This is a genomic window from uncultured Gimesia sp., from assembly GCF_963976445.1.
In the GTDB taxonomy this organism is placed as follows: Bacteria; Planctomycetota; Planctomycetia; order Planctomycetales; family Planctomycetaceae; genus Gimesia.
This window is the reverse complement of the sequence record NZ_CAXBKP010000005.1, coordinates 148,956-170,113: the sequence shown is the minus strand read 5'-3', so window position 1 is coordinate 170,113 and position 21,158 is coordinate 148,956. Positions and strand designations below refer to the sequence as shown.

The 21,158-nt window shown below is 49.3% G+C and carries 18 protein-coding genes; 8 read left to right on the top strand and 10 right to left on the bottom strand.

Going from position 1 to position 21,158, the window contains the following annotated elements:
- Nucleotides 1-31: 31 nt before the first annotated feature.
- The 3 genes from AAC022_RS07895 to AAC022_RS07885 all read left to right on the top strand — a co-directional run bounded on the left by AAC022_RS07895 (nucleotide 32) and on the right by AAC022_RS07885 (nucleotide 3,228).
- A complete protein-coding gene (locus AAC022_RS07895) occupies nucleotides 32-1,072 on the top strand; it encodes a prenyltransferase/squalene oxidase repeat-containing protein (RefSeq protein ID WP_339729823.1) in 1,041 nt (346 codons plus the stop codon).
- A 265-nt stretch (nucleotides 1,073-1,337) separates the two neighbouring features.
- Nucleotides 1,338-2,591, top strand: a complete 1,254-nt coding sequence (gene larC, locus AAC022_RS07890) for a nickel pincer cofactor biosynthesis protein LarC (RefSeq protein ID WP_339729820.1) — start codon at nucleotides 1,338-1,340, stop codon at nucleotides 2,589-2,591.
- A 94-nt stretch (nucleotides 2,592-2,685) separates the two neighbouring features.
- Nucleotides 2,686-3,228, top strand: coding sequence for a hypothetical protein (locus AAC022_RS07885; protein ID WP_339729817.1), 543 nt, complete (start codon nucleotides 2,686-2,688; stop codon nucleotides 3,226-3,228).
- 26 nt (nucleotides 3,229-3,254) lie between these two features.
- On the opposite strand, the gene AAC022_RS07880 is transcribed toward AAC022_RS07885, so the two are convergent.
- The 8 genes from AAC022_RS07880 to fae all read right to left on the bottom strand — a co-directional run bounded on the left by AAC022_RS07880 (nucleotide 3,255) and on the right by fae (nucleotide 12,165).
- A complete protein-coding gene (locus AAC022_RS07880) occupies nucleotides 3,255-4,433 on the bottom strand; it encodes a DUF1501 domain-containing protein (protein WP_339729814.1) in 1,179 nt (392 codons plus the stop codon).
- Between the two features lie 137 nt (nucleotides 4,434-4,570).
- A complete protein-coding gene (locus AAC022_RS07875) occupies nucleotides 4,571-5,554 on the bottom strand; it encodes a beta-ribofuranosylaminobenzene 5'-phosphate synthase family protein (protein ID WP_339729811.1) in 984 nt (327 codons plus the stop codon).
- Nucleotides 5,555-5,604: 50 nt separating this feature from the next.
- Nucleotides 5,605-6,309 (bottom strand): DUF447 domain-containing protein, encoded by a 705-nt coding sequence (locus AAC022_RS07870; RefSeq protein WP_339729808.1) that lies wholly within the window; start codon nucleotides 6,307-6,309, stop codon nucleotides 5,605-5,607.
- 23 nt (nucleotides 6,310-6,332) lie between these two features.
- Complete coding sequence (locus AAC022_RS07865) at nucleotides 6,333-8,882, bottom strand: BamA/TamA family outer membrane protein (protein WP_339729805.1); 2,550 nt, start codon at nucleotides 8,880-8,882, stop codon at nucleotides 6,333-6,335.
- Nucleotides 8,883-9,357: 475 nt separating this feature from the next.
- Nucleotides 9,358-9,966 carry a hypothetical protein gene (locus AAC022_RS07860; RefSeq protein ID WP_339729802.1) on the bottom strand — a complete coding sequence of 203 codons (609 nt, stop codon included), beginning with the start codon at nucleotides 9,964-9,966 and terminating at the stop codon, nucleotides 9,358-9,360.
- Entirely contained in the window at nucleotides 9,963-10,547 is a 585-nt protein-coding gene (locus AAC022_RS07855; protein ID WP_339729799.1) for a sigma-70 family RNA polymerase sigma factor, read from the bottom strand. Before AAC022_RS07855 ends, AAC022_RS07860 begins: the two co-directional genes overlap by 4 nt.
- A 146-nt stretch (nucleotides 10,548-10,693) precedes the next feature.
- Nucleotides 10,694-11,557 carry an NADP-dependent methylenetetrahydromethanopterin/methylenetetrahydrofolate dehydrogenase gene (locus tag AAC022_RS07850; RefSeq protein WP_339729796.1) on the bottom strand — a complete coding sequence of 288 codons (864 nt, stop codon included), beginning with the start codon at nucleotides 11,555-11,557 and terminating at the stop codon, nucleotides 10,694-10,696.
- Between the two features lie 110 nt (nucleotides 11,558-11,667).
- A complete protein-coding gene (fae, locus tag AAC022_RS07845; protein WP_339729793.1) occupies nucleotides 11,668-12,165 on the bottom strand; it encodes a formaldehyde-activating enzyme in 498 nt (165 codons plus the stop codon).
- 239 nt (nucleotides 12,166-12,404) lie between these two features.
- Here fae and AAC022_RS07840 point away from each other — a divergent pair, with 239 nt between their 5' ends.
- Together AAC022_RS07840 and AAC022_RS07835 are read left to right on the top strand one after the other, a co-directional pair.
- On the top strand, nucleotides 12,405-13,754 hold the full coding sequence (locus tag AAC022_RS07840) for an ATP-grasp domain-containing protein (protein ID WP_339729790.1): 1,350 nt from the start codon (nucleotides 12,405-12,407) through the stop codon (nucleotides 13,752-13,754).
- Nucleotides 13,755-13,868: 114 nt separating this feature from the next.
- Nucleotides 13,869-15,221 carry an enolase C-terminal domain-like protein gene (locus tag AAC022_RS07835; protein WP_339729787.1) on the top strand — a complete coding sequence of 451 codons (1,353 nt, stop codon included), beginning with the start codon at nucleotides 13,869-13,871 and terminating at the stop codon, nucleotides 15,219-15,221.
- Between the two features lie 19 nt (nucleotides 15,222-15,240).
- Here the strand turns inward: AAC022_RS07835 and AAC022_RS07830 are convergent, their stop codons facing one another.
- Nucleotides 15,241-15,936 carry a site-2 protease family protein gene (locus AAC022_RS07830; protein ID WP_339729785.1) on the bottom strand — a complete coding sequence of 232 codons (696 nt, stop codon included), beginning with the start codon at nucleotides 15,934-15,936 and terminating at the stop codon, nucleotides 15,241-15,243.
- A 543-nt stretch (nucleotides 15,937-16,479) separates the two neighbouring features.
- Here AAC022_RS07830 and AAC022_RS07825 point away from each other — a divergent pair.
- Both AAC022_RS07825 and AAC022_RS07820 read left to right on the top strand, forming a co-directional pair.
- Nucleotides 16,480-17,772 carry a reverse transcriptase family protein gene (locus AAC022_RS07825; RefSeq protein WP_339729782.1) on the top strand — a complete coding sequence of 431 codons (1,293 nt, stop codon included), beginning with the start codon at nucleotides 16,480-16,482 and terminating at the stop codon, nucleotides 17,770-17,772.
- A 305-nt stretch (nucleotides 17,773-18,077) separates the two neighbouring features.
- On the top strand, nucleotides 18,078-18,566 hold the full coding sequence (locus tag AAC022_RS07820; protein ID WP_339729779.1) for a hypothetical protein: 489 nt from the start codon (nucleotides 18,078-18,080) through the stop codon (nucleotides 18,564-18,566).
- Between the two features lie 84 nt (nucleotides 18,567-18,650).
- Here the strand turns inward: AAC022_RS07820 and AAC022_RS07815 are convergent, their stop codons facing one another.
- The gene (locus AAC022_RS07815; protein ID WP_339729776.1) at nucleotides 18,651-19,565 is read right to left on the bottom strand and encodes a DUF1559 domain-containing protein; all 915 of its coding nucleotides are present in this window, start codon (nucleotides 19,563-19,565) and stop codon (nucleotides 18,651-18,653) included.
- An 815-nt stretch (nucleotides 19,566-20,380) separates the two neighbouring features.
- On the opposite strand from AAC022_RS07815, the gene AAC022_RS07810 reads away from it, so the two are divergent.
- Nucleotides 20,381-21,145, top strand: a complete 765-nt coding sequence (locus tag AAC022_RS07810) for a DNA topoisomerase I (protein WP_339729773.1) — start codon at nucleotides 20,381-20,383, stop codon at nucleotides 21,143-21,145.
- Nucleotides 21,146-21,158 lie beyond the last annotated feature (13 nt).

Sequence of the window (21,158 nt, the reverse complement as noted above, 5' to 3'; positions counted from 1 at the left end):
TTTTTGCGTTCCGAATCATAGGAAAAAATCCATGTCGCGCTGGTTGACTGTATTACTGTTTTTGGGATTCTCCCTGCAAACGACCGCGCATTGCCGGGCTCAGGAACTCGACGCACAGAAAAAACAACTCGACTCAAGCATTCAACGAGCGGTACAGTTCTTATCAAAATCGCAACAGCCCTCCGGCGCCTGGTCGTTTAATTCTTACGGGGAATCAACGGCTGCGACTTCACTGGCCATCATGGCCTTCATGGCTGCCGGTTATGTTCCGGAAGAAGGCCCTTACGGTGATCAGATTAACAAAGGCATCGACTGGGTCCTGGCACATCAGATCGATAATGGCCTAGTCGTGCATCATAAAAGTCACGGCCCAATGTACAGCCACGGCATCAGTACGTTGATGCTGGCTGAAGTCGCAGGCATGCTGACCGGGGAACGCGAAAAAAAATGCCATCAAGTGCTGGAACGCGCTATTAAATTGATCGTGTCGGCACAGGATATTTCCAAAGATAAACGAAATGCGGGTGGCTGGCGTTACACCCAAACAAGTAAAGACAGCGACCTCAGTGTCACCGGCTGGCAGCTATTGGCACTGCGTGCCGCGAAAAATATCGGCTGTGATATTTCCGCCGACCATATCGATAAAGCAGTCGCCTATGTACGGCACTGCCGTGGGCGAAATAATGTGGGGTTTGCCTATCAGCCAGGTGGAGCCCCCAGTGCGACGCGAACAGGCACGGGAATTCTCGCTCTGGAAATTTGCGGGAAACATCATACACCCGATGCCCTGCAAGCGGGCGATTATCTCGTACAGCGTCCATTACACCCGGATGAATTCTATTATTTTTATGGCGCGTATTACTGTAGTGTCGGCATGTTTCAGATGGGGGGCGAATACTGGAAGAAAACCCGCGCAACCATCGTTCCCCAGTTGCTGGAAATGCAAAAGCACGATGGCAGCTGGCTGGCCAACAAAGGCAGCGAAAAAGAAGCCGGGAAAGTGTATGCCACGACTCTGGCCGTCCTCGCACTCGCCGTCGAATACCAGTACCTGCCTATCTATCAACGCTGAATTCATCCTGCTTCACTGAGTGATCAGGTTACCAATCCGAGCCTAAAACAGACCAGTCGCCCGAATCTTATTGAAATCGCGAGAGTTGGCTCTACTCTTGTGAATCGCCACTTTCGATTATCTGCCTGCTATTGTTAGAGTTACCCCGATCATATTGAGATCCGCGGCACCGAATTGACCTTGGAGAACCAGCCGGTTATCTTTAGAATCCGCTACTGCGATTGACCCGTTTACTTTCCATTTTTCCCCCCCTGGATACCCGACCGTGCGGATTGCTTATTTAGATTGTTCTACTGGAATTAGTGGTGATATGACGCTGGCTGCCCTCGTTGATGCGGGCGTCAATCCAGATCAGATCATAGCCGGGATTGACTCCCTCGGAATACCAGGCGTCAAGCTCTCATTCTCTTCCACCATGAAGGGGGGATTCCATGCGACTTCAGTACAAATTGAACATCCCGAACAACACGCCCATCGTCACTTAAGCGATATCGTAAAGATCCTAAAGCAGGCGGACCAACTCACTCCGAAACAGTACGAAAAGTCGCTCGCACTGTTTTCAGCAATCGCGGGTGCGGAAGCGAAAGTGCATGGTTCAACCATCGAGAAAGTACACTTCCATGAAGTTGGTGCCATCGATTCCATTGTGGATATCGTGGGAGTCGCGATCGGCTTTGACCTGCTGGGGGTCGAGCAAATCATTTCCAGCCCGATTCCAACGGGTTACGGTCAGATTAAAATCGATCACGGCATCTGCACCGTACCAGCCCCGGGAACGGCCGAACTCTTAAAAGGGATCCCCCTGGCGGACATTCCGATTCAAGCCGAACTGACCACTCCCACTGGTGCCGCCATCATTTCAACACTCGTCGATCGTTTCTCCATGCTGCCTCCGATGACGATTGAAGAAATTGGGTACGGAGCAGGCACGAAAGACTTTCCAGAACGTGCCAACCTGCTACGCATGTTTGTTGGGGAATCAGTTACGACCAGCAATACCGATTATGTGACACTGCTCGAAACAAACCTGGATGATATATCAGGAGAAGTCATTGGCTATACGAAACAAAAACTGCTGGCAGCAGGCGCGCTGGACGTCTATACGTCAGCGATTCAGATGAAGAAAGACCGCCCAGCCGTGATGCTGAGTCTGATTTGCAAGCCGGAGTCAGCAGACAAACTGGAATCGATTCTGTTCCAGGAAACCGAAACTCTGGGTATCCGCCGGCATCAGTTACAGCGTTCCATTCGTCCCCGTCAACAGCAGCAAGTCAAAACCGCGTGGGGAGAGGTAGAAGGAAAACTTTCTCTCGCACCGAACCAGCAAACGATTTTTACACCGGAATATGAATCGTGTGCGAAACTGGCGGCGACGCATCAGGTCTCACTCAGAACCATCTATCGTGCTGCCGAAGCTGCCTTCCTGTTTGATGGAATACCGGCGACTTCGATCGATGCCGCAGCAAATGTCCCCCACGACCACGACCACGACCACGACCATGACCATGACCATGAATAAACTCGCTTAGTTTGATCAGGAAGATCGTCAGAGCGAAGCAGAGACAACTGCGTTAATTTGATTTCGTTTGGAAGTAAAGGATGACTTGCCAATCATGTTTGACATTAATAATAGCTACGTCATTGTAACCGGCGTGTTGATACTGCTTGTCGCCTGGTCTCTCAGGAGAAGCTTTCGTGAACAGGCTCGCATCAGCAAGCGAAATCCACTGGAAGAAGCCCAGAAGGAAATTGCCACCCGCGAACAAAGCCAGTTGAATCGGCTCGATCAACTTGAAGTCAAGCTCTATGAGTATGGCAGAGAAGTCGATGCCCGTAGCGATGATCGCCTGCAAGTGTTAGATGAATTGCTGCGGGATGCAGATCGAGAAATCAATCGCTTACGCCAGCAACTAGCACTGGCACAACAGAACGCGGGTGAGGTAGCCTCCTCGACAGAGGAGCCGGGACCAGACATTTTCGTGTATGAGAATCCCCGCAAGTTCACCAAAGCTGCTGAACGGCGATTCATGATCGTTTACCTGAGTCAGGCAGGATTTTCCTCACAGGAAATCAGTAACTGCTTCCAGTGCGATCAGTCTGAAATCGAAACGATCATCGCTGAAGAAAACGAGCCCCCCAGTGCAGAGACCGCTTGAAAAGATCGCGATTGCAACGAGCAGGATTACCCAGTAATCAATTCCGCGACCGGTGATGCGTCTACCAGTTTCAGTTCCTGATCATTCATCTGCGCCAGACTGCTGCCAGGGTTGAGTCCCAGGTGATGATAAATCGTCGCCGTCAATTCGGAAGCGTGAACCGGACGTTCCACTGGCGCACTGGCCCGGGCATCGCTGGCCCCCACGACCTGACCACCGGGTGTACCGCCGCCAGCAACCAACGCCGACCAGACATGAGGCCAATGATCTCGGCCGCCATGTGCATTGATCTGAGGCGTGCGTCCGAACTCACCAGTCGCAACCACCAGTGTGTCTTCCAGCAAACCCTTGGAAGAGAGATCATCAAGCAATGTCGATAACGCTTTATCAAAAGCAGGTCCCAATGAATCTCGATACTCATAGACTTTTCCGGAAGTCCCTGTTCCCGTGCCGTGACAGTCCCAGGTCAGCTGCTGATGTAGCTCATCGAATAAATTGACGATCACACACCGCGTTCCCCGCTCGACCAGTTGTCGTGCCTGCAGCATCAGACTGCCGAACCGATGTTTTCCATACTGTTGCTGAATCGCCTTGGATTCACCTTCAATTTCAATCTCATATTCTCCACTGACCGAAGACTCGCCAACGGTCGTCGCGGGATCAAACTCCTCTCCCAGAAAGGCGGCCTGCTGCCCGCGGTACATATTCACTCCCAGTGAACCAACCAGTCGTGGCAAGACGACAAAAGGAGGCGCATCGCCACGCGGTCCAAACTGCCGCGAAATGACCGATCCGAAACAGGGATAATTCAATGCCCCTTTTGATAGCCGACCTGTCTGGATCAGCTGGTAGCCGGTTTCATGAATCGGCGCTGCATCGTGATACAATGAACGGACGAGAGAGAACTGGCTGGCACGCTGAGCCAGTTGTGGAAAGGCTTCGCTCACAAACAGCCCCGGTACCGACGTCGAGATCGCTTTGAGCGGCCCTCGAATTTCAGCCGGCGCATCGGGTTTGGGATCGAATGTTTCCAGTTGGCTGGCGCCCCCTGTCATCATGATCAGAATACAGTTCTTCTGCGAACGGTCATTTTGTGCGGCAGATAACGCCGCCCGTTCGGACATGGACAATCCAACGAAACTCAAACTACCGACGCGGAGAAAATCCCGGCGGGAGACTTCGGATTGATTTTGCTTGGAGTTCATAACCTATCTTACCAGTTCTTTTCAGAATATGATGTCTTTTCTGGGGTGGTACTATTATACCAGCCTTGGTCTATAGTCGAAGAATTCCTCGCCTGGAATTCAGCCTGTTTCGGAAACTTCGAAATCAAATTGAAAAGTCATACAGACTCATTGATCTGAATCTGGGCGCCCTGATTGAGCGGATTGACCGTTCTCAGAGAACATAATTCACCGTAACCATTTTCCACTATTACACTTGTAACGTTTTCCGTCTCAGCAGAACTGGGACAGACGACCGACAACGTCGGCCCCCAGGAAGTTTGAGCGATCCCTTGGATTCCATGGGCCATCAACAGTATTTCCAGCTCTGCCATCTGGGGATGGGCATAAATTCCTCCCTGGGCAGGCTTGAAAAACTCACCAACCGTGTGTCCAAAGCGGGATAAACCAGAGCTGAACTCTGCAAAATCGTGCGTCAGAACCGCCGGAAGTAGTTGCATCAACACCAACCGACAGAGGTATTCCGTAATTGAAACGGGCATCGGACCGAGCCGTTGAATTGCCTCCGCCTCAACAGTGCCTGAGATACCGGCCTGATCCCTGGGTGTGATTAACAGAATTTTCCAGTCTTCTGGAAAATCAGCCCGCGACACCAGCGGACTGATCTGACCTGGCTTCTGCTTGCCCCCCTCTACAAGAAAACCGCCGCAATCAAAACCATGCACGCCCAGCGCCGATCGAGCTCCTCGCCCGACCCGTGATGCCAGTTTGACAGAAGCTAGCTCCTGCTCTTCAGAGAGCACAGAAATCGCACGTGCAACAGCCAGACTCAACTGAGTTCCCGAACCAAAGCCACAATGCATCGGAATTTCTGACTGGAGTTCCACTGAAAAGAAACATGGCTCTGAAGAATCAGAGAGATGCAACCGGGCCGCATTGAGGGCCCCTTCGACTTTCGAATAATAAGTGTCACTGCACGTAATACGATCTTGTTCTGCGGGCGTCTGTTTCACGGAGAGCACAAACTGTGGTGCATCCACCATCAACCCGATGCCACCAAATTCGCGGCCTGTCGCAGGAGCTAGTGAGAGCAATCCCCAATGCAATCGACTTCCGGTGGTAATCCTCACTTCGCGTGACATGACTGATAATTTTTCTGAAACTGTTTGAATTAGTAAAACACGAATTATTTTTACGAATTGATTTCAGCATACGCTTTGGAAATATAATCTTCCAGTAAACGGAATGCCGTCTGTTCATGAGGGCCTGCCGTTTTTTTGACAATTTCTGCTAACGCCTGATACTGGGTCTCTAGTTCGCTTTGTTTAATCAGCTGTGTGCGTGTTGCCAGAATCGCGGCTTCCAGTACGGCATGCTTGGCACGATTGAGACCAAAATAATCACGGATTCGCCCCTGATGAACCACGGTCGCCTGCATCACAGTGCGGGCCTGGGTTTCGTCGATACTCTCAATCTCGAATTCGTACCAACGACAGGCAGATTGTAATACATCCCCGCTAATTTTCTCGGCGGGAAATGTCTCTGGAATTTCATCCAACTGGCCGATAGCTGCTTTTGCCAGTAATAACACATCGTCAACAACATGCAGGACCCCACAGCGGGTTTCCTTCAAATTGCTGAACGTGCGCGATGTCTGAAAGGGGCGCAATACAAACTGGGACATTTCCGGATTCACCACAGGCCCCATCGGCGCAATGTTGAATTCCCCCTGCTGATTACGACTGGTTACAATGCCTTCCAGAATCATCGACGCTGCTCTCTGAAGAAAGATAGATGTACTTAACAAGCTACCATCATAGTCCAGAGCCGACTCTGGTGAAACCAGCGACCGCTTTGAAATTGGGACCTGTCGGCAGTTCGCTGGAGAGAACAGCAACCTGATCCGACTCTATTGAGAGATTATCGGGTAAACCCGACATAGAAACTGAAGACCTGTGTTTCGTCAAAGGTTTCCTTAGCCAATGGCACAGCGAAGTCCAACGCCACGGGGACAGGGCCCATCGCAGGCACGGTCAAACGAAGACCGGCACCGACAGAAACACGGAATTGATCGAGAGAGACATTATCTTCCACTGTACCGAAGTCACTGAAAAAGACCATCTGGATCATCTCATCAGCGGTAATTGGAACCATATATTGGGCACTACCCAGGAAGTTCCAGCGACCACCAATGGCGACCCCATTTTCGCGAGGAGTCACTCCCCGGAATTCGAAGCCGCGGAAGGTCTGGAAACCACCAGCATAGTATCGTTCAAAAACAGGTGTATCAGAATCGGTCCAACCCAGTGAGGCACTCAACGAAAGAATATGACGTCCGCCGCCATCGGGTCGTTTATAGATCGTGAAATACTGACTGGCATTTGTTTCCAGACGACTGTAATCGAAATCGCCAACGGCTTGCTCAGCAGCAAACTCGAGAATATGTCCTTCGGCTGGCAGGAACGCGGCATCGCGTGTGTCGTGTGTCGCTGCAATACGGAATGTATTCAGTAAATTATTTCCGACAGCCTGCTGGACGATGGGTGGTGTCGGCGTGCGTGGATTTCGCAGGTCAACATTTTCCAGACGGAATTGACCGTTGACGGACCATTCCTGCGTCAACTGACGTCCGAGAGTCAAACGGGTACCAACGCGTTCTTCATCCCAGTCTGTATAGAAGCGAGTGAAATAGAATCCGCTGACACCCAGACTGAAGTTTGTATCCAGAAAATAGGGATCGGTCCAGTTCACCAGATAACGGCTGACCTGATCGCCGGGAACGGCTTCTGCTCTAAAGCGTTGTCCGCCACCGCGCCAGGCGGTTCCATCCAGAATATCTTCGAAACTGCGGGGTGGTCTAAGGATATCAAAGTTTTCTTCTTGCAGAACGATCGAACCGACCACACCCGCATCACTGTTGACTCCCACACCAAACATCAAACGACCGGTTCGGCTTTCCGAAGCATATACATCCAAGTCAACCCAGCCCGGTTGTTGCTGAGGAAATTCGGTGCCCATCGGATCACCCAACGGGCTGTTTCCGAAGAGTGGATTCAAAGCTTCCGGAATCCCGTTGTCATAGTTCTGTCCCCGAAATACTTCTTCTTGGCCGGAAAGTGTTTTGAGAGTGGCCTGTTTCTTTCGAGGGGCCTGATAGCGACTGCGTCGTGGTCTCTGTTTTTGCTCCCGTTCATGGTTTTGTCCGCGAACGATATCATCCTTGCGCATCGCAGCAAGTTCATTCTGAGGGTTAACTTTTGTAACGCTGATACGGGGCCCCTTCTGAGGTCCTTTTTCGAAGACCGATCCCCCTTCAATACGACGTTTACTTTTGGTAATCAAACGTTGATTTGCCAGATCACCAGGTGCGACCATCAGAGGGTTCGTCAAAACAGAGCTTTTGGTTCGAGGATTATCCCCCGAAATATGCGGAGTAATTTTTCGGATCCGATAGGGTTTGTCTTCGTTAATCTGATAAACCAGATCGACTTCGCCAGGTGCTTCTAGAAAACGAGGTACCGGATTCACTTTAGCAAACAGGTGGCCGCGTTCGCCGTATTTGACGGTCAGTTTGTCAACATCGGTCGAGAGAGTCCGGCTGTTGAAAAATTCTCCTGAAGCCAGCTTAATATCATCGCGAATTTCGTCTTCCGAGAAAATCTGATTTCCTTTGATCAGAATATCGCGGATCTTGTACCGTTTTCCTTCGTTCACCGTGTATTCGATCTGCACGCGGGAACGTTCTTTGTTATAGCCGACCTTCTCGGCAATTTTCACATCGAAGAAACCCAGCCCATTATAGTACTGCTTGAGAGAAATCAGATCGTCTTCCACGGTAGAAGGATCATATTTGCCTCCCAACACACTCAGACCAAAAGGGGCTTTTTTCGTAAGCAATTTCGTTTTGAGGACGCCTGCGCTGACGAATTTATTTCCTCGAAACTTGATACCGGAAACAACAACTTTGGGACCTTCTTTAATTTCAAAGATCACTTGACGATCGTTGGCATCTCCACCTTTGCTTAAATTGATTTCAACGAAACGATATCCACGCTCGACATAGAGTTGTTTTAAGCGATGTACAGACTCCAGGTTGGCAGAAACATCAAAGGGCGAACCGACCTTCAATCCGGTAGTGGCCGCCAGGCGTTTCGTTTTGACTTTTTTATTTCCGCGGAATTCGACCTTCTCAACGATCGGACGTTCTCTGACTTTGAAGATCAGTACCAGCCCTTGCTCGGTTTTTCGATAGACTGGCTGGACACTGGAAAACCAGCGTGTGGCAAACAGCAGCCGGACATCTTCCAAGACTTGATCACGAGTGACTGGTCGGCCACGTTGAATTTTTGTTTTTTGCAAAATGGCAAGTGCCGGAATGGATTCGTTGCCTTCCACGCGAATATCGAACAGCGGGTCGTTCAGTGAAATGGAACGCTGTTGATTTTCCTGCGCAAAGGCTGAGCTCATCATCGGGATAGTCCCGTTGAGAAAGTCTCCGAATAGTATGATCTGTACCAGGATCAGGCTCGTGGCCCATCGGAATGCGTTGCCGCATCTGGTGTCAGACAAGACACCTCTTATCATGGCGAATCCAATTGTAATTTTTGCGAGAAAAGATATGAGGTTCACTTAAATGTGACAGGTCGGAATTCTCTTTTCAATGACCCTGTGATCTCAGGGAGGATATGAGAAAAGGGAGTGTAAGACAGGAAAGTTGCCCTCTGGTTAAAAGTGGGTTGCGTAGAAATAACGAAAATCGAAAAGAGCTGCAAGACGAGTTTTTCGATGCCCATCAGATTTGCTGACTTCGATTGGAAAAAGTACGCTGCACCACAGATTCAGGTGTAAGAATTACAAGAATCGACGGCTGATTTAGGCGTTCGACTATAAAATAGCGAACTCTATTGAACTGAAGGGGCGCTGGTAAATCAGGGGAAAGGCGGGCCTACTCAGCGGTCGACTGTAAATGACAGGCCACACAGGAGAGCACCACACTCTGGACGGATACTTTTTCGCGGTCTGTTTTAGAAACGACCGGATCTGTCCCATTTTCGCGTTGTGCAATCCAGAGGCACGGCTGTTGACTTGGAAGACTGTTGGCAACCGGTGAGAGTTGGCTTTGAGGTACATCCAGAGACATCCCCCAGCCCATTATAAAACCGGCAACTAGAATCAACGCCGCATGTAGCAGTCGTTTTTGATATGGTTTTGTCGCAGGAGGCTGCGCCTTCTGACTGACGCCGGCATCTGCGCGTAAGCGTATTGCCGCTTGTTCAGCCATACGGACTGTTTCGGCAGACAGAAACGGCTGCCCTGTTTTCGGGAAAATAGACGCAGATTCCTGATCGGCTGTCTGATGAAATTCGGCATGGAATTTGTCAAATTCATCCAGATCCGTTGATTCATCGAGTACCTGCTGAAACGATTCCAGCGCCGGCGCCAAAGTTTCCTTCATCTGCTGACAACGCGGACACATCTGCAAATGCCAGCGCAACTCCTCACACTGATGATCTGTGGGATGAGTCATTAATTCAAACGCTTCGTCACAATTCATGAGACACCTCCTTCCGAAGTCAGACCTTCAGAAAAACGATGAGCCAATTGAAGCAATCCGTTTTTTACACGTATTTTTGCCGCAGACAAACTGCAATCCATCGTTAACGCAATCTCTGAAAATTTCATGCCGCCAAAAAAACGAAGTCGCAAGGAATCGGCCTGGACTTCCGGTAATTCGGTCAGATACAAAGCCAGCAGTTCAAACTGTTCTGTCTTGAGCACCGCCTGTAAAGGCGTCTCTGAAGAACTCGGTTCGGGAATCACCATTGCTGCAGCGGTATCAAATGACGAGCGCACCATTTCGCGAGGCTGGCGTAATTCCCGCTTATAATGCCGACGACACAGGTTCAAAAAGATCGTCCAGAGCCAGGTCGAAAAGGCAAACTCAGGATTATAGGTCTCGCGTGCCGCAAACGCAGACAAGAATGCTTCCTGTACCAGATCTTCCGCAGCAGCCTGCTTGCCGTATTTACTCCAGGCGAATCGCAGCAACCGATCACGATAGCGCATCACTAACTCATCGAACAGAAGATATTCTCCTGCGCAAATCCGTTTCATGATGGTGGCATCGTCCAGCATGGAGGTCCCCGAAATTACCCGTCTGGTAGTTGGAAGCAGTAACAAAATCCTGATTCAAAAACGATTTCCTGTGCAGTAATTCTATCGAGTTCTATGAAGGGAATGCAACCTGAACAGTTTCATTCTCAGTCGGTTTCCGTTTGCCCTTATGAATTGAGATTGGCGCCAATCTGATAGATTTCCTCTGTATCAAGCATCAGATCGTTCGTTTCGAAGAGTTGACGGAGGGCGGCTTTATGAATCTTCATCTTCGTCCCGCCGACCCCGATTGCTCCGTAACAGAGAACTCCCTCGCGGTCGGTCGCTTTGTCCATGACATCCACATCCTCAATCCCGGCAGGCGGGACCGCATTCAGATCGATGGCGACTTTCAGTTGTTTCATCGGTTTCCAGCAAGCTGCGGGAATCAGTTTGACCCCTGCTGCACCGGCGGCAATGATCAGGTTGGTTTCCCGATTCGCCTCTTCCATCTGTTTGTGATCTTTGAGTGACAATGGTTTCAGTTTTGCCCCGTCCACGATCGCGGCGATCGCATCGCAAGTTGCCTGGGCACGCTCTTCCGAACGGGACGCCACAATTACAGTCGCCCCCCGCTTTGCGAGCAATTGCGCCGCACGCTGACCAACCGGGCCGGTGCCCCCCAGAATTAAGGCGGTTGTTTCAGAAAAGTCGAGATGCTTGCCCGCTGCAAGAACAGCAGCCGCGGCAGTGGTATTAGATCCATTGGAATCTATCATCACAGACACCCGCACGGGACCAAAAAAGGTATCGCGAATTTTATGAAACAGGGTTTCGCCGGAACAGACATCGCTGCCGCCGACGAAAATCGCAGTATGATGTAACTCCTTCGGTCCTCGCGTAAACATGGCGCCATGCACGAGTGGCTCGACATTAACGGGAGTCACATCGCCGTAGCTCATTATTTCATCGATGTCGGCATCAACGGCAACCACGCGGTCAAATGAACTGGGATGCGCATCGGTATCCAGTTGAATCAGTATTTTTTTCATGAGAATTCCTCAGCACGATTCCTATCAGGAAATCAGAAACAGACCAAAGAAATACCCCTGCTCTTTTGGAACAGGGGTATGAATTTGACTCTCCACCTATTTCAGAAATTTCAACCAGCGTAGAAAGGGTGAGTCGCTTCACTCTTCTTAGCCAGCATTTCGTCAGTAGAAGGCTCGTTCTTCATCGCACGAGCAATTGCTTCTTTCGTAGCTGCGTAGTTATATTCGTAGATTTTGGTGTCATCATCAGCTTCCCAGTGAATGAAGACGCCACAGACGATAACCAGATCTTCGCATTGATCTTTTGGAATCACACCAGCTTCAACACTGTCAGCGACTGCTTTCGCAACGGCGTATTGAGCGGGGCCAAACATCTGGACGGCCTGTTTTGCACCTTTAATCGTGACCTTAGTGACCATGACTGTTGCTGGCTTTACTGCCAGGTTTGGTGATAATACTGCCAACAGGTTACTGTGACCCATTCTTTGGCTGGACAGAGCATTTGCAAACGCTGACCCGACAGGACCATTTTTGTCACCAATCAACAAATCGATATGAGCAACTTCATTACCTTCACCAACAAGTGACTCACCGACAAACATTGACATTCTTCGTTCTCCATTTCGTATTAGGTTCTTACAGTTATGCATAAAGCACAAATTTAAAACGGATCACGAATACCGCAGTCCTGAACGGACGGCGAATCTAACAGATGTAAGCTTCGCCTTGGATCATTCGTAGCCTATGCTATGTAATAACAATTTAAGAACAGGATTGCCAGTATTCCGCTAGTATTCAGAATAAATCCTCATAAATTTATCATGACATCTCACTAAGACGCGATTTGATGAATCTACAAACCTCCTGCGAATTTTCCGGAAAACAGCGTCTACTGATTGTCGGCGCCAGTACGCGGGCTGCTGCGTTTTCGGCTCTGCGTGCAGGGTGGCAACCTGTGTGTGTTGACCAATATGCGGATCAGGACCTGCGGGAAATTGCAGAAGTGATCCCGAAAACCGCGAATAGTACTCACTGGATCGAAACAGTGCACCAATCCCCTGCTCTGGATTGGATTTATACCGGGGGCATGGAAAATCATCCGGAACTTATCGAACAAATCAACCAGAAACACCGCCTTCGAGGCTGTGACCCGGAAAGCCTGCGTCGCGCCCGTGATCCGTTTTTGCTGGAACGGCTTCTGAAAGACGAACCGATCCAGGCCCTGCCTTGCCTGCCTGCTGGTTCTGTTCCTGATGAGAATACTCAATGGTTGTGCAAACCACGCCAGGGGGCCGGCGGGATGGGAATCCGATTTCTGGATTCGATCGCGCCTGATGTTGAGTTAAATCAGGACTGCTATCTGCAACGGTATCAGCCTGGAATCCCTGTTTCTGCCTTATACATCGCATTCCGCCAAACCACGGTATTAATAGGCGTTTGTCAGCAATTCATCGGGAATGCGGCGCTCAACGCGGACGCATTCCAATTTTGTGGCGGCATCACTGTCTCTCCAGCCTTTTCCCACTTACGAGGCCCGCTGGAAGCATTGGGGCAATCAGTCGCCGATGGCTGTCAAATCCGAGGCCTGTTCGGCTGCGATCTGATATTGGATCCCACACAGCAAAACAGACTGTGGTTGAATGAAGTCAACCCGCGCTATACGGCGCTCACGGAACTCTTGGAACTGCAGCATCAAACACCTCTCCTTGACTGGCACCTGACTGCCTGCCGGTCTTTTGAGGAGCATTCAGTAAACCAAACTCCCGCCAGAGCACTGAAATATTTCCTTTCAAAAGGGAAAAAACAACCAATTCCACATATTTCCAAAGGCATTCTGTATGCGTCCCGGGATCTCGTCTCCCCTCAAACCAATGGAAATGGGGCCGATTTTCAAAATGCCTATCAGATTCCGGAGTGTGGCGACATCCCCTGTGCAGGAGCAGTCATCCCGGCTGGTTCACCTGTCTGCACTATCTTTGGCACAGGCTTTGACACAGTCGAGAGCTATGAATCCAGCCTGAACTCACTGGCCGACAGAATTATCAGGTATGAGCGGCATTTTGAACCTGAGGTCGGCCAGACCAAGACGGCCTCGAACGTCTTTGGTATGCTTCAGTCAATAAAGAAATCAGAAAATCAGATTTTTCCCGGTTTTTTCTCAAGCTGGAATGAAATGGGTTCGTTTCTTGAAGATTGAACTCATTGGTTATAAAATCGAGTTTAGTATTGGCATTCTCCAAGACGACATATAAAACACAGTTGAACCGTCACACTGGTTTTTCAGGTAACAAGAAGGAATAAATTTAGTCCGATGTCCAAGTCAACAGATATCAAAATTGTTGAAGCAAAATTTTCAACCGAAGAAGTTCCCTTTCGGACCCCCCTCAAATTTGGCGGGCGGGTCATGGATAGTAGCGTGCTACTCAATGTGGAAGTCATCGTTGAAACGCGCAATGGAAAACAGGGTATCGGGATTGGCAGTATGCCCGCCGGTAATATCTGGGCCTGGCCTTCTTCAGTTGTTAGTCCGGAAGACGCGCTGAAAGCGATGATTGAGTTTCTGGAAGAGGCAGTAGAAATTGCCAACATCTGTCCGGAAATCGCGCATCCAATCGATTTGATGTATCACATTTCGGCTGAATACCATTTCATGGCGAAAAAACTGTCAAAACGACTGGGACTAGAGGAAGAAATTCCTGAGCTAGCACAGCTTGTCGCATCCAGCCCCCTTGATGCAGCCATTCACGATGGATTCGGGCGTGCCAACCATATCAACAGCTATAATGGTCTCTCCTCAGAATATATGGTCCACGATCTGTCAGAGTATCTGGATGATCAATTCAAGGGAGAATATCTGGATCAATACACGCTCCGCGACCCGAAACCGTCGCTGCCAATCTACCATCTTGTAGGTGCACTCGATCCGATTACCGAAGCTGATATCAACGAACGCATTAATGACGGACTTCCGGAAACACTGGGAGAGTGGATTAAAGCCGACGGACTGACGCATCTGAAAATCAAACTTTCCGGCGACAATCTGGAATGGGATATCAACCGTGTGATCGCCGTTGAAAATGAAGCAGTCAAAGCACAGGGCGAACGGGGTAATGATACCTGGTGTTACTCACTCGATTTTAATGAAAAGTGTGAAAACGTAGATTACGTGCTCGATTTCCTGAATAAAATCCGCGAGCAGACACCGGCTGCCTTCGACCGGGTGCAGTACATCGAACAACCGACCAACCGCGATCTCAAAGCCAATCCTGAAAATAAAATGCACGAAGCGGCCAAGATCAAACCAGTGGTGATCGATGAATCGCTGGTGGATTATGAATCGCTACTGCTCAGCCGCGACCTCGGCTACTCGGGTGTTGCCTTGAAAGCGTGCAAGGGTCAAACGGAATCGTTGTTCCTGGGTGCGGCAGCCCAGAAGTTTGACATGTTCCTCTGCGTCCAAGACCTCACCTGCTGTGGTTATTCGTTCCTGCATTCTGCGAGTCTCGCAGCCCGAATTCCGACGATCGCCGCGATTGAAGGCAATGGCCGTCAGTATTGTCCGGGACCGAATAAAAAATGGACACGCTCTTATCCCGGCATGTTTAACATTACTGATGGTACGGTCAAAACAGCCGAACTCAACGGTGATGGCTTAGGATTCTAAGGAGCAGACCGCTGCTTCGTTACCAGGTATTATTGCGCTGCTGGTACGCCTGAAAGTTAAAGAAGGCGAATAAGGCGAACATGATGCCGGCATACCGAAACTGCTGCTGGAAGAAATAGAAGGCCAGTGCGCCTGCGACAACCATTGAAATCTGAATTGCCAGTATATCACCACGATAGCGTTTGACGGCTTTGCAGATATCTTCGCAAATATGTCCACCATCCAGCGGCAGCACTGGTGCGAGATTGATCAGCCCCCAATACAGGTTGATAAAAAACAAGTAATGAAATGTGACCGTCACATAAAACAGCCCTTCACGGCTGAATTGATCCCAGAAGCCGAACCTGGCCGAGATTAGCCTGAAAAACATGACCGCCCCCAGAAAAGCGAAACCGGCAAACGGCCCCGCTGCGGACACAATAATTGAGCGGCGGGTTGTCATTCCCGAATAAGGCTGGAACATAGCCAGTCCACCGAAGTGATACAGGACAATTTCCGGCGGCCAGCCAAAGTGTCGCGCCATCAGTGCATGCCCCAGTTCGTGCACCAGAATGGAAACAAAAACACAGGCGATCCAGATGAACGTCATTTTAATATCATTTGGATTCCATCCCATGAAGGCAGACACTGCCCAAAACAAAGGGTGCACGCGTACGGGAATCCCAAATACGGAAAACCGCAAATCAAACTCAGTGGGAGCTACATTTCCCAGCATCTTCAAAACTTTCTGTTTTCACTATATTCAAGTTGACCCTCATATTTTTCAGAAATCAGAGGGTACAGAGACAGCGTACTCGATCACCGCCGGGAATGCACTCCCGCGATATTTCTGATTCTGCAGAAATGTATCGTGGTCTTGTAATCATGACAATTGCAGTTCTCGCGATGCCTGGAGTGATCTTTATTATATCTATTTTTCATTGCTCCGTTTTTAGAATGAAATTCATCATGGAATCTCGAGGCTTTATCCAGATTCACAGGACTTAACATTGACGCATTCCACGAAAAGGATACGATTTGCAACATAATGGGCAGTGGGTCGCACAAGTTCTGACTCTGATTGCATCCTGACGGATCACTCAGGGCACTGCGGGGATACCCCGTGGGAGAAGTATTGACCATCCAACGACATGTGAAGTATCGCTACGATAGACGTTTATCGTAGCGATACTTCGCCACAGGAGCGGTTGTGCGGCCCGCTGGCCATTTTTTCTCATCATGTTTCTATTGATTACTGACCTGACTGCAGGATTTCTGAATGGGCTTATTTGATTTCATACGCCAGCTCTTTTTCGGCCCCGCACCAGATCGACCTATAGCGAGTCCTGAGCCAAGTCTGGATTCAAAACAGACCAGAGCGCCTCGCGTCTTTCGCAAACCTCGCTTGAGCCCTCTGCGATATCACAAAGAGAAAACATACACACCACCTGAAAACGCTGATGTCGCCTCTCTGCCTTACAAACTCGCACGCCCGTATGAACTGCTGCGATATCGATCGGAAACCGATCATTATCTGGATATGACCCAGGATGGAGATTCAGCAAAACTAAGCCGCTATGATCTGCCTGCCTTTTCAACTCCAGAGGACATTTCGAACTGGTTGAATATTCCACTGGGAAAACTAGCCTGGTTAACGCACCGTTTCAATCAATCGGATCGCCCGGATGATGTGAGTGAATCGCATTACACATACCATTGGCTGCCGAAACGAAATGGGTTTCGACTGATCGAAGCGCCCCGTCCTTTTCTAAAAATAGCACAGCAACAGATTTTGCAGGAAATCCTGAACCAGATTCCCGTTCATTCCGCAGCACACGGATTTGTCACCGGCCACTCCCCCGTCACAAATGCACTTCCCCACACCGGCAAACGTGTGGTTGTCAAATTTGATCTGGAAAACTTTTATGGCAGTGTAAAGTTCGCACGTGTCGTTTCGATCTTTCGAAGTATCGGCTATTGTCGCGAAGCCGCACTCTGGCTAGCACGGTTAACAACCACTGCGATCCCCATGAATATGCCGTTTCCTGACGGAGGACTGCGACCGCTTTACCCGTATCTCTCACGACACCTGCCACAGGGTGCATCTACATCTCCAGCACTGGCGAACCTGTCTGCGTTTTCGCTGGATGTCAGACTCTCGGGACTAGCCCGCTCATTCAATGCTGAATATACGCGCTATGCGGATGACCTGACCTTTTCCGGTTCCGATCAGTTTCTGCGTTCGTTGCGTGTGTTTATTCCGCTGGTAAACCAGATTATTCGCTCGGAACGATTTCAAGCGAATCAATCGAAACGGCGCGTGCTGCGAAATAATCAACAGCAGAAAGTGACGGGCGTTGTGGTGAATGAACACCCGAACGTCCCGCGGAAAGAATTCGATCTGCTAAAAGCCATTCTCACCAATTGCATTCGCCAGGGACCTGTCGGCCAGAACCGGGAACAGCATCCTGATTTCGCCAGCCATCTGCGCGGCCGGATCGCTTATGTGCAGCAGCTCAACCCAAATCGCGGGCAGCGATTATTGCAGCTCTACGAACAAATCCGCTGGTAGATCCGCTGGATGACTTCAGCCTGTCTCGCTCAGCGGTTGCCTGAAGCAGAAGAGATGCTCGTCCTCACCTGAATCAGTCTGATTCGATGCTCTCCATCGAAGACTTTCCCTGGGAACTCTGCAGAAACCGTTTGAAATCAAACGTTTAATATGTTCTAATAAATGATCACAAATCATCTCTCATAAAAAGCTTAAGCATCCGATTCTGACTCGATTTCACAATTTCAGTTATCCTGATTAAGGTACCATTCATAAAATCGATTTCAGGCTTTTACCATCTCATTGCATTACAGAAAGATTGTTTCATGCTCAGAATGTTTCCAAGAATATCGGTTCCTGGTCTGCTGCTCTTGTGTGCGGGAACTCTGGTGGGATGTGGAAGTGATGTCACGTTGTATAACGTGAGGGGAAAAGTGCAATTTGACGGAAAGCCATTGCCTTACGGTCAAATCAAATTCATTCCCGATACATCCAAAGATAACAAAGGAGGCGGTGGCTATGCGGAAATCATTGAGGGAGAATATGACACCGCAAAAAATGGCAAGGGCACGATTGGAGGCCCGCATTTAGTTGAAATCAATGGTTTCGATGGGGTCGCTTCAGGCACACCACCAACTGGAGAAAATTCTGAAGAAACAACGGGGTATCTGCCGAATGGAAAGTTGTTGTTTTTTGGTTTTCGTACGGAAGCAGACCTGCCAAAAGCAGAAGGGACGCAAGACTTCAGCGTTCCCGCTATTGCCGCCAAGAACAACCCCTATCAGAAAAAGAAGAGAAATCCCAACGAACCCTAGACCCACTTTTGGCTCTCTCGCCTCTTCAAGAACAGCAAAAAGCCAAAGCTCCTCAGCGTTGTGAGGAGCTTTGGAAACGAGTGTCTATTCTAAGCTCAGCGTTTCACCATCGTCGCGGCTACCAGCAGCCAGATACGTGGCGAAGTCGATGTTTTCAGAAACGAAGCGGACCGAACCGTCGGCCAGCATGAAATGACAGCCTCCAACATGCATACTGCCAAAGCTGGAATCATTAAACCAAGCTGACCCCGATTTATATCCGGCCGAGTTGATCACGGTCGCAATATTGCGGCAGGAATAAGAGGCCGAAGTAGTGGAATCTGTGGTTTGTGTGCCTTGTGTCCAGGCGCGGCGCTGATTGGTATAACCGGCACCAGAGACTTTCTCTGGATCCCAGGATAACTCTCCCATAATAAACGTATTCGTAGTTCCGTCATGGATATCACGAATTTTGTAATTTGAGTTGCGAGTCAGGATCCCGTTTCTACCCCAGCCACCATGATTTGCTGGAGACGGCCAGTAGACATCATAGGATGATCCATCAGGCTTGAGCCCTTTGGCTCCCATGACTCCATAATAATGCGTTGTTCGTTGCGTCGTACTGCCAGAGATGTCTGTTTTTCCATAGCTGGGACAATGCAGGATCGCAAAAGATTCCGTACGAAGGGTCGAATTATTCGTCGGCGTTGAAGCATCATAAGTCAACGAAAAATTAAATTGATTATACAGGGGTGCCTGATCGATAAACGGCAGCAGCATAACATGAAATCCCATGCGATTTCCATTGCCAAAATATCCAGGAGGAAACCCTGAGTGCGTCTCATGGTAGTTATGCAATGCCAGGCCCCATTGCTTTAAATTGTTTTTACAGGAACTTCGACGAGCTGCTTCACGTGCCTGTTGAACAGCTGGTAAAAGTAAGGCGATTAAAATCGCGATAATCGCGATCACGACGAGAAGCTCAATCAGAGTAAAGCCTCTTTTCCTCGAACACTTCATTTGAGAATCCTGCATAACAAAACCTTCCATAAGAAAATAAGATCTAAAGATAACACAACATCTTAGTAAAGAATTTCGTATTCGTTGTCTGGGTTTAAACAGACACAAGCCCAAGTAGCTCGATGTATCTGATTGAAGTCGATCAGAAATTTGAATTGAACGTTTTATGTGCTTTCGGCTCCCTCTATTTCATTTAAATGGAGCCAAACTGAAATTACCGTTTGGAAATCTATCCGAACGGTTGCTACCACTTCTGTATCGTGGAATGGATCTCTTTAGAAGAAAGGAACTTAGATTAAGAAGAAATGAAAACTGATTGAATCCCCAACTTCATTTACTATATCAAAGCTGCTTCAAGATTCAAGCTCAGCACCGAACTCCTGAACAGACACGAAACGTAATACATTGTATAACAACAGTTTAAGACATTTTGAGTCATCAAAGTTTCCCGAGTTTTGACTCCTCGCAAGGCATTTGTTGCTTTCTATTCCCTGTACCTGTATTCCCGAGTCGACCACTCCACCTAAACAGCCAGTACTTGCTTTGCATCAATGATCCGCATCACGTTGCGATGACTGCATCAGTTTTTAGAATTAATGTATTTTTGATTTGGTATTTTCGTCACAAGGTTTTATCTGGTAAAAAGAGGACCAAAGTAAGATCTCTATACGCTCCCCCACGAAAAGGTCGCCTAAAGAGCTTGCCCTTCAATCTCGAAAAGACGAGTTTTTTTGATCCCTGCTTGAACAGACTTCGTTTTTTACAACCAGTGAGACAATCTCGTGCTAACACCGTTCGATTAGTTAGGAATTATTGTGGGTGGTTTTCTTAATATCCTGTTTAGAAACCTGTTAAAGCCTTTGACGCGTTTCTTTGTCGGGTTGATAGCCATTCCGATCTTCCACCTGATTCTCAATCGAGTCCTGCGTATCCAGGAAATTGATGCGGAACTGGAAAAAGACCTGGAGCAGTGGTTTCGCGGTTCACTGTTACTGCTGGTGGCCACCGCCAATATGGAAGCCGAGCTGTTTGGCTGGCTCAGTGTGCCGGGAACTGAAAACTGGGACGTGTTAGGTCCCGAAGGCTGGATTCTAAAAGGCTTGCGAATCATGTTGGCCATCGGCGTGATTGAGGCGATGCCGGATCAGGAATTATTTGCGATCATTCATCCCGGCCCGCCTCCTTTAAAACTATCAAAGAAGTATGGCATCTTCCGGGAGCTGAAAGAAAAGTGGCGGGCCATTCTGAAGGGGGTTGTCTGCCAGCATATCAACCGGTCTTCGCCGGTGTTCGCCATCCTCGCTGCGATCGCCGTCGATACGGTCGGCTGGGTTTGCTATGGATTGGCGATTACCCAGTATCTGATCATCGGCCTGGTGACTTCACGTGATCGTGCGCTGGATGTGCTCTCTGAATTTGATCGGCAGGTCACACTCCGCCGCCGAGAGCTGATCGAAGAATTCGATTTGGATGAAGCCGAAGTCAAAGAGGCAGATCGGAAGAGATGCGAGGATGAAGCGGAACAGGAAACTCCATCCCCGGGTGACGTGGAAGCCGATGAATCCAATGCTTCCGCCTGATCTGAATCAGCCG

Bases quoted from the DNA above. Each gene is read 5' to 3' on its own strand.
- AAC022_RS07815 (WP_339729776.1), bottom strand. From the start codon at position 19,565: ATGAAGTGTTCGAGGAAAAGAGGCTTTACTCTGATTGAGCTTCTCGTC.
- AAC022_RS07885 (WP_339729817.1), top strand. From the start codon at position 2,686: ATGTTTGACATTAATAATAGCTACGTCATTGTAACCGGCGTGTTGATA.
- AAC022_RS07880 (WP_339729814.1), bottom strand. From the start codon at position 4,433: ATGAACTCCAAGCAAAATCAATCCGAAGTCTCCCGCCGGGATTTTCTC.
- AAC022_RS07850 (WP_339729796.1), bottom strand. From the start codon at position 11,557: ATGAAAAAAATACTGATTCAACTGGATACCGATGCGCATCCCAGTTCA.
- AAC022_RS07835 (WP_339729787.1), top strand. From the start codon at position 13,869: ATGTCCAAGTCAACAGATATCAAAATTGTTGAAGCAAAATTTTCAACC.
- AAC022_RS07860 (WP_339729802.1), bottom strand. From the start codon at position 9,966: ATGAATTGTGACGAAGCGTTTGAATTAATGACTCATCCCACAGATCAT.
- AAC022_RS07865 (WP_339729805.1), bottom strand. From the start codon at position 8,882: ATGATGAGCTCAGCCTTTGCGCAGGAAAATCAACAGCGTTCCATTTCA.
- AAC022_RS07825 (WP_339729782.1), top strand. From the start codon at position 16,480: ATGGGCTTATTTGATTTCATACGCCAGCTCTTTTTCGGCCCCGCACCA.
- AAC022_RS07895 (WP_339729823.1), top strand. From the start codon at position 32: ATGTCGCGCTGGTTGACTGTATTACTGTTTTTGGGATTCTCCCTGCAA.
- AAC022_RS07840 (WP_339729790.1), top strand. From the start codon at position 12,405: ATGAATCTACAAACCTCCTGCGAATTTTCCGGAAAACAGCGTCTACTG.
- AAC022_RS07875 (WP_339729811.1), bottom strand. From the start codon at position 5,554: ATGTCACGCGAAGTGAGGATTACCACCGGAAGTCGATTGCATTGGGGA.
- fae (WP_339729793.1), bottom strand. From the start codon at position 12,165: ATGTCAATGTTTGTCGGTGAGTCACTTGTTGGTGAAGGTAATGAAGTT.
- AAC022_RS07855 (WP_339729799.1), bottom strand. From the start codon at position 10,547: ATGCTGGACGATGCCACCATCATGAAACGGATTTGCGCAGGAGAATAT.
- AAC022_RS07830 (WP_339729785.1), bottom strand. From the start codon at position 15,936: ATGCTGGGAAATGTAGCTCCCACTGAGTTTGATTTGCGGTTTTCCGTA.
- AAC022_RS07820 (WP_339729779.1), top strand. From the start codon at position 18,078: ATGCTCAGAATGTTTCCAAGAATATCGGTTCCTGGTCTGCTGCTCTTG.